This window comes from Streptomyces hirsutus (assembly GCF_001418415.1).
GTDB lineage: Bacteria > Actinomycetota > Actinomycetes > Streptomycetales > Streptomycetaceae > Streptomyces > Streptomyces hirsutus.
Window position 1 is genome coordinate 1 of the sequence record NZ_LIQT01000260.1, and the last position, 6,854, is coordinate 6,854.

Genomic DNA, 6,854 nt, shown 5'->3' on the forward strand with positions numbered 1-6,854 from the left:
GGCCGTCGTCGGCACCGGCACCATGGGCCAGGGCATCGCCCAGGTCGCACTGGTCGCGGGTCATCCCGTGCGGCTGTACGACGCCGTCCCCGGCCGGGCCCGGGAAGCGGCCGAGGCGATCGTGGCCCGGCTCGACCGGCTCGTGGCGAAGGAACGGCTCACCGCCGCCGACCGGGACGCGGCCCGCGCCCGCCTGCTGCCCGCCGAGGACCTCACCGCCCTCGCCGACTGCGCCCTGGTCGTCGAGGCCGTCCTGGAGCGCCTGGACGTCAAGCAGGAGCTGTTCCGCGCGCTGGAGGACGTCGTCTCCGACGACTGCCTGCTCGCCACCAACACGTCCTCCCTGTCGGTCACCGCCATCGGCGGCGCCCTGCGCGTCCCCGGCCGCTTCGTGGGTCTGCACTTCTTCAACCCGGCGCCGCTGCTGCCACTCGTCGAGGTCGTCTCCGGCTTCGCCACCGACGTCACCTGCGCCACGCGCGCGTACGAGACGGCCCGCGCCTGGGGCAAGACACCGGTCGCCTGCGCCGACACCCCCGGCTTCATCGTCAACCGCATCGCCAGGCCCTTCTACGCCGAGGCCTTCGCGGTGTACGAGTCCCAGGGGGCCGATCCGGCCACCGTCGACGCGGTGCTGCGCGAGTCCGGCGGCTTCCGTATGGGGGCCTTCGAACTGACCGACCTCATCGGGCAGGACGTCAACGAGTCCGTCACCCACTCGGTGTGGCGGTCCTTCTTCCAGGACGTGCGCTTCACACCGTCCCTGGCCCAGCGTCGGCTGGTCGAGTCCGGCCGCCTCGGCCGCAAGAGCGGCCGGGGCTGGTACGACTACCGGGACGGCGCCGAGCGCCCCGAGCCGCACACCGCGGAGCAGGCCGAGCCGCCCGCGTACGTGGTCGCCGAGGGCGATCTGGGGCCCGCCTCGGACCTGCTCGCCCTGATCCGCGAGGCCGGAATCCAGGTCCGCGCGGAGGACGAGGACAACGGCACCCGCCTGGTGCTGCCCAGTGGCGGCCAGCTGGTGCTCGCCGACGGCCAGACCTCCGTGGAGTACCGCGACGTCGTCTACTTCGACCTCTCGCCGGACTACCGCGGGGCCACGCGCATCGCCCTGTCCCACTCCCAGGACACCTCCGCGCGGACCGTCGCCGAGGCCACCGGGCTGTTCCAGGCGCTCGGGAAGAAGGTCAGCGTCATCGGGGACGTCCCCGGCATGATCGTCGCGCGCACGGTGGCGCGGATCATCGACCTGGCGCACGACGCCGTCGCCAAGGGGGTGGCCACCGAGCAGGACATCGACACCGCGATGCGCCTGGGCGTCAACTACCCGCTCGGTCCCTTCGAGTGGAACCGTCGCCTCGGCCGCGGCTGGGCCGGCTCCCTCCTGGAGGACCTGCACGAGCGCGATCAGTCCGGCCGCTACGCGCCGTCCCTCGCGCTCTACCGGCACGCGTGCGCCACCGAGAAGCGGGAGGACACCCCATGACCACCGCCAGGCGCGACACGTACACCCCGGAGTCCCTGCTCTCCGTCGCCGTCCAGGTGTTCAACGAGCGTGGCTACGACGGCACCTCCATGGAGCATCTCTCCAAGGCCGCCGGCATCTCCAAGTCGTCGATATACCACCACGTGGCGGGCAAGGAGGAACTGCTGCGGCGCGCGGTGAGCCGGGCGCTGGACGGTCTCTTCGGCATCCTCGACGAGGAGCACGCGCGCGTGGGGCGTGCCGCCGAGCGCCTGGAGTACGTCGTACGGCGCATGGTCGAGGTCCTGATCGCCGAGCTGCCGTACGTGACGCTGCTGCTGCGCGTGCGCGGCAACACGGGCACCGAGCGGTGGGCCCTGGAGCGGCGGCGCGAGTTCGACCACCGGGTGGCGGCACTGCTGAAGGCCGCGGCGGCGGACGGGGACGTGCGCGGCGACATAGAGGTGCGCCTGGTGACCCGACTGGTCTTCGGGATGATCAACTCGCTCGTCGAGTGGTACCGGCCGGACGGGCGCGGCATGAGCGAGCGCGAGGTGACGGACGCGGTGGTCCAGCTTGCCTTCGGCGGGCTGCGCAAGGCGTCCTAGCCCCGGGAACGGCCCGGGGCGGTCCTCGCGGGGGGACGGGTCCCGGGCGGGGCTGCCCGGGCGCAGCCCCGGGCTCGTCCGGCGGTTCACCCCTGGGGTTCCAGGTCCTCCTCCTCGAACACCAGCAGGGTGCGTGTGCTCAGCACCTCGGGGATCGCCTGGAGCCGGGTCAGCACCAGCTCGCGCAACGCCCGGTTGTCCGGGGTGTGCACCAGGAGCAGCACGTCGAAGTCACCGCCCACCAGGGCGATGTGGGAGGCGCCGGGGAGCCGCCGGAGCTGCTCGCGGACCGTGCGCCAGGTGTTCTGGACGATCTTCAGTGTGATGTACGCCGAGGTGCTGTGACCGGCCCGTTCGTGGTCGACGCGGGCGCCGAAGCCGCGGATGACGCCGTCCTCCACGAGCCGGTTGATCCGGGCGTAGGCGTTCGCGCGCGAGACGTGGACCCGGTCGGCGACCGACCGTACGGACGCACGGCCGTCCGCCTGGAGCATGCGCAGGATGTCCTGGTCTATGGCGTCCAGGGGGCGCGCGGGCGGCAGCGGCCCGCTCCCCTCCGAACTCTCGGCCATTTGTTCAGACGACACCCGGTCCCGCCTCTCCGTCATGGACGTAATGCGTCCATCACAGGCTGTGGACAACCGTTTGTCCACAGCCTGGTGCCACCCGTAGCCAAAATGTGCCGGCGACCGAACAATCGGTTGGTGAGGCGCGTCACAGACGCCGCGCCTCCACAAGCCGCTCCCACGAGGAGGTGCCGTCATGACGGTCATGGAGCAGCGGGGCGCTTACCGGCCGACCCCGCCGCCCGCCTGGCAGCCCCGTACCGATCCCGCGCCGCTGCTGCCCGACGCGGAGCCGTACCGGGTGCTCGGCACCGGGCGCGCCGACGCGGCCGATCCGGAGCTGCTGCGCCGGCTGTACGCGGAGCTGGTGAAAGGCCGCCGCTACAACGCGCAGGCCACCGCGCTCACCAAGCAGGGCCGTCTCGCGGTCTACCCCTCCAGCACGGGTCAGGAGGCCTGCGAGGTCGCCGCCGCGCTGGTCCTCGAGGAGCAGGACTGGCTCTTCCCGAGCTACCGCGACACGCTCGCCGTCGTCGCCCGCGGGGTGGACCCCGTCGAGACCCTCACCCTCCTGCGCGGCGACTGGCACACCGGGTACGACCCCTACGAACACCGGGTCGCGCCGCTGAGCACGCCCCTCGCCACCCAGCTGCCGCATGCCGTCGGACTCGCGCACGCCGCCCGCCTCAAGGGGGACGACGTGGTCGCGCTGGCCATGGTCGGTGACGGCGGGACCAGCGAGGGCGACTTCCACGAGGCGCTGAACTTCGCCGCCGTGTGGCGGGCACCGGTCGTCTTCTTCGTCCAGAACAACGGCTTCGCGATCTCCGTCCCGCTCGCCAAGCAGACCGCGGCCCCGTCGCTGGCCCACAAGGCCGTCGGCTACGGGATGCCCGGCCGTCTGGTCGACGGCAACGACGCGGCCGCCGTGCACGAGGTTCTGGCCGACGCCGTACGCCATGCGCGCGCCGGCGGCGGCCCGACCCTGGTCGAGGCGATCACCTACCGTGTGGAGGCCCACACCAACGCCGACGACGCGACCCGCTACCGGGGCGACGCCGAGGTGGAGATCTGGAAGGGGCACGACCCCGTCGCGCTCCTCGAACAGGAACTGACCCGGCGCGGCCTGCTCGACGACGACCGTATCGCCGCCGTCCGCCAGGACGCCGAGACCATGGCCGCCGACCTGCGGGCGCGCATGAACCAGGACCCGGCGCTCGACCCCATGGACCTGTTCGCCCACGTCTATGCCGAGCCCACCTCCCAGCTGCTGGAGCAGCGGGAGCAGTTGCGTGCCGAGCTGGCGGCCGAAGCGGAGGACGAGGCCGGGGCAGGCTCCGGCCCGGGAGGGACACAGCGATGACCACCGTCGCCGCCAAACCGGCCACCATGGCGCAGGCGCTCACGCGCGCGCTGCGCGACGCGATGGCCGCGGACCCGTCCGTGCACGTCATGGGCGAGGACGTCGGCACCCTCGGCGGGGTCTTCCGCATCACCGACGGCCTCGCCGAGGAGTTCGGCGAGGACCGCTGCACGGACACCCCGCTGGCCGAGGCGGGCATCCTCGGGACGGCCGTCGGCATGGCGATGTACGGGCTGCGGCCGGTCGTGGAGATGCAGTTCGACGCGTTCGCCTACCCGGCGTTCGAGCAGCTGGTGTCGCACGTCGCGAAGATGCGCAACCGCACGCGCGGGCGGATGCCCCTGCCGCTCACCATCCGCATCCCCTACGGCGGCGGCATCGGCGGCGTCGAGCACCACAGCGACTCCTCCGAGGCGTACTACATGGCGACTCCGGGGCTCCATGTCGTCACGCCCGCGACCGTCCCGGACGCCTACGGGCTGCTGCGTGCCGCCATCGCCTCCGACGACCCGGTCGTCCTCCTCGAACCCAAGCGTCTGTACTGGTCGAAGGACTCCTGGAACCCGGAGCGGCCGTCGGCCGTTGAACCCCTGGGCCGTGCGGTGGTACGGCGCTCCGGCCGGAGCGCCACGCTCATCACGTACGGGCTGTCCGTTCCCGTCTGCATGGAGGCGGCCGAGGCGGCCCGTGCCGAGGGCTGGGACCTGGAGGTCGTCGATCTGCGCTCGCTGGTGCCGTTCGACGACGAGACGGTGTGCGCCTCGGTGCGGCGGACGGGACGCGCGGTCGTCGTCCATGAGTCGGGCGGCTTCGGCGGTCCCGGCGGCGAGATCGCGGCCCGGGTCACGGAGCGCTGCTTCCATCATCTGGAGGCGCCGGTGCTGCGTGTGGCAGGGTTCGATCTTCCGTATCCGCCGCCGATGCTGGAGCGCCACCACCTGCCCGGCGTGGACCGGATCCTGGATGCCGTGGGGCGTCTGCAGTGGGAGGCCGAAAGCTGATGGCACAGGTGCTGGAGTTCAAGCTCCCCGACCTCGGTGAGGGGCTCACCGGGGCGGAGATCGTGCGCTGGCTGGTCGAGGTCGGCGAGGTCGTCGCCGTGGACCAGCCGGTCGTCGAGGTCGAGACGGCCAAGGCGATGGTGGACGTGCCCTGCCCCTACGGGGGCGTGGTCACCGCCCGGTTCGGCGAGGAGGGCTCCGAGGTGCCGGTGGGCGCCCCGCTGATCACGGTCGCGGTGGACGGCCCGGCCGACGACGACGGCCGTCCGGCGGGGGAACAGCGTTCCGCGGCCGACGGCTCCCGTGCCGACGGCTCCCGTGCGGAGGACTCGCGTGCGCAGGCCCCAGGCTCGGAGGGCTCCGGCAATGTGCTGGTCGGTTACGGCACGTCGGAGGCGCCGGCCCGGCGGCGCAGGGTCCGGCCGGGGCAGTCGGCGCCGAGTGCGCCGGCGACGCCCGCCGCGTCCACGGCGAACGGTCGGGCCGCCACTGCCGCCGGCGGACGGGCACCCGCTGCCCTGCGAGCCCGTACCGCCGGGGCGGTGGACGAGCCGGTCCCCGTGATCTCGCCACTGGTGCGCCGACTGGCCCGGCAGAACGGCCTGGACCTGCGGGAGATGGCCGGTTCCGGACCCGAGGGGCTGATTCTGCGGGCGGACGTGGAGTACGCGCTCCGGGCCGCCGGAACGCAGACCGGCAGGGACCGGACGCCCACCACCGAGCCGCACCCGCGCGTGCCGCCGACGCAGGCACCGGCACCGTCGCAGGCGCACGCGCCGACCGCCCCGGAGGCCACCCGCATCCCCCTCAAGGGCATCCGCGGCGTCATGGCCGACAAGCTCTCCCGCAGCCGTACCGAGATCCCCGACGCGACCTGCTGGGTGGACGCCGACGCGACCGAACTGATGCGGGCGCGGGACGCGATGCGGCGCTTCGCCGAGGAGCGCCCCCAGAACCCCGTGACCGGCGGGCCGAAGATCTCCGTGCTCGCCCTGCTGGCCCGGATCTGCACCGCCGCGCTGGCCCGCTTCCCCGAGCTCAACTCCTCCGTGGACATGGCGGCCAGGGAGGTCGTCCGGCACCCGGCCGTGCATCTCGGCTTCGCCGCGCAGACCGAGCGGGGGCTCGTCGTCCCCGTCGTGCGGGACGCGCACACGCGCAACGCGGAGTCGCTGACGGCGGAGTTCGCCCGGCTGACCGAGGCGGCCCGCACGGGAACGCTGACGCCGGCGGAACTCACGGGCGGCACGTTCACGCTGAACAACTACGGCGTCTTCGGTGTCGACGGCTCCACCCCGATCATCAACCACCCGGAGGCGGCCATGCTCGGCGTCGGCCGTATCGTCCCCAAGCCCTGGGTGCACGAGGGCGAGTTGGCGGTGAGGCAGGTCGTGCAGCTCTCGCTCACCTTCGACCACCGGGTCTGTGACGGTGGCACGGCAGGCGGCTTCCTGCGGTACGTGGCGGACTGCGTGGAGCAACCGGCGGTGCTGCTGCGGACGCTGTGACGTCCTGTTCCCCCTGACCGTGTCGTCCGTGCCCCCGCGTTCCCCGTGCTCGCGGGGGCACGCATACTCGGGGGGTGACCGAGTACGAGCTCCCGGGTGCTTCCGGAGCCGCTGGCGACCGCACCCGTGACCGCGACCCCGCGCCGGACCGGGCGGCGCCCGCCGCGTACGACGAGTCCGCCGCGCCCTCCGCGGGTCCCGTGCCCGCCGTGCCCCTCGCCTACGACGCCCTCGTGCTGGCAGGCGGAGGTGCCCGGCGGCTCGGGGGCGCGGACAAGCCCGGGGTGCGGGTGGGCGGCCGTTCGCTGCTCGACCGCGTGCTGGCCGCCTGCTCCGGTGCCCG

General features: G+C 73.3%; 7 protein-coding genes. 6 read left to right on the forward strand and 1 reads right to left on the reverse strand.

Annotated features, from left to right (window positions below; genetic code table 11):
* Together AOK11_RS19915 and AOK11_RS19920 are read left to right on the forward strand one after the other, a co-directional pair.
* Positions 1-1,486 (forward strand): 3-hydroxyacyl-CoA dehydrogenase (locus AOK11_RS19915; protein ID WP_063793498.1); only part of this gene is annotated, 1,486 nt, incomplete at its 5' end.
* Positions 1,483-2,073: a TetR/AcrR family transcriptional regulator gene (locus tag AOK11_RS19920; RefSeq protein WP_055595074.1), complete on the forward strand. Its 591-nt coding sequence runs from the start codon at positions 1,483-1,485 to the stop codon at positions 2,071-2,073. The genes AOK11_RS19915 and AOK11_RS19920, both read left to right, overlap by 4 nt.
* A gap of 86 nt (positions 2,074-2,159) precedes the next feature.
* Here AOK11_RS19920 and AOK11_RS19925 read toward each other — a convergent pair whose 3' ends face one another.
* Positions 2,160-2,645 carry an Lrp/AsnC family transcriptional regulator gene (locus AOK11_RS19925; RefSeq protein ID WP_055595075.1) on the reverse strand — a complete coding sequence of 162 codons (486 nt, stop codon included), beginning with the start codon at positions 2,643-2,645 and terminating at the stop codon, positions 2,160-2,162.
* A gap of 190 nt (positions 2,646-2,835) precedes the next feature.
* Here AOK11_RS19925 and pdhA point away from each other — a divergent pair, with 190 nt between their 5' ends.
* The 4 genes from pdhA to AOK11_RS45150 form a co-directional block, all read left to right on the forward strand.
* Entirely contained in the window at positions 2,836-4,002 is a 1,167-nt protein-coding gene (gene pdhA / locus AOK11_RS19930) for a pyruvate dehydrogenase (acetyl-transferring) E1 component subunit alpha (RefSeq protein ID WP_055595076.1), read from the forward strand.
* On the forward strand, positions 3,999-5,003 hold the full coding sequence (locus AOK11_RS19935) for an alpha-ketoacid dehydrogenase subunit beta (RefSeq protein WP_055595077.1): 1,005 nt from the start codon (positions 3,999-4,001) through the stop codon (positions 5,001-5,003). The genes pdhA and AOK11_RS19935 overlap by 4 nt, the downstream gene beginning before the upstream one ends.
* Complete coding sequence (locus tag AOK11_RS19940; RefSeq protein ID WP_055595078.1) at positions 5,003-6,511, forward strand: dihydrolipoamide acetyltransferase family protein; 1,509 nt, start codon at positions 5,003-5,005, stop codon at positions 6,509-6,511. Before AOK11_RS19935 ends, AOK11_RS19940 begins: the two co-directional genes overlap by 1 nt.
* Before the next feature lie 74 nt (positions 6,512-6,585).
* The coding region (locus AOK11_RS45150) for an NTP transferase domain-containing protein (protein ID WP_240497415.1) at positions 6,586-6,854 on the forward strand (269 nt) is incomplete at its 3' end.

Coding starts and splice junctions, on each gene's coding strand:
- pdhA (WP_055595076.1), top strand. CDS start 2,836: ATGACGGTCATGGAGCAGCGGGGCGCTTACCGGCCGACCCCGCCGCCC.
- AOK11_RS19920 (WP_055595074.1), top strand. CDS start 1,483: ATGACCACCGCCAGGCGCGACACGTACACCCCGGAGTCCCTGCTCTCC.
- AOK11_RS19935 (WP_055595077.1), top strand. CDS start 3,999: ATGACCACCGTCGCCGCCAAACCGGCCACCATGGCGCAGGCGCTCACG.
- AOK11_RS19925 (WP_055595075.1), bottom strand. CDS start 2,645: ATGGCCGAGAGTTCGGAGGGGAGCGGGCCGCTGCCGCCCGCGCGCCCC.
- AOK11_RS19940 (WP_055595078.1), top strand. CDS start 5,003: ATGGCACAGGTGCTGGAGTTCAAGCTCCCCGACCTCGGTGAGGGGCTC.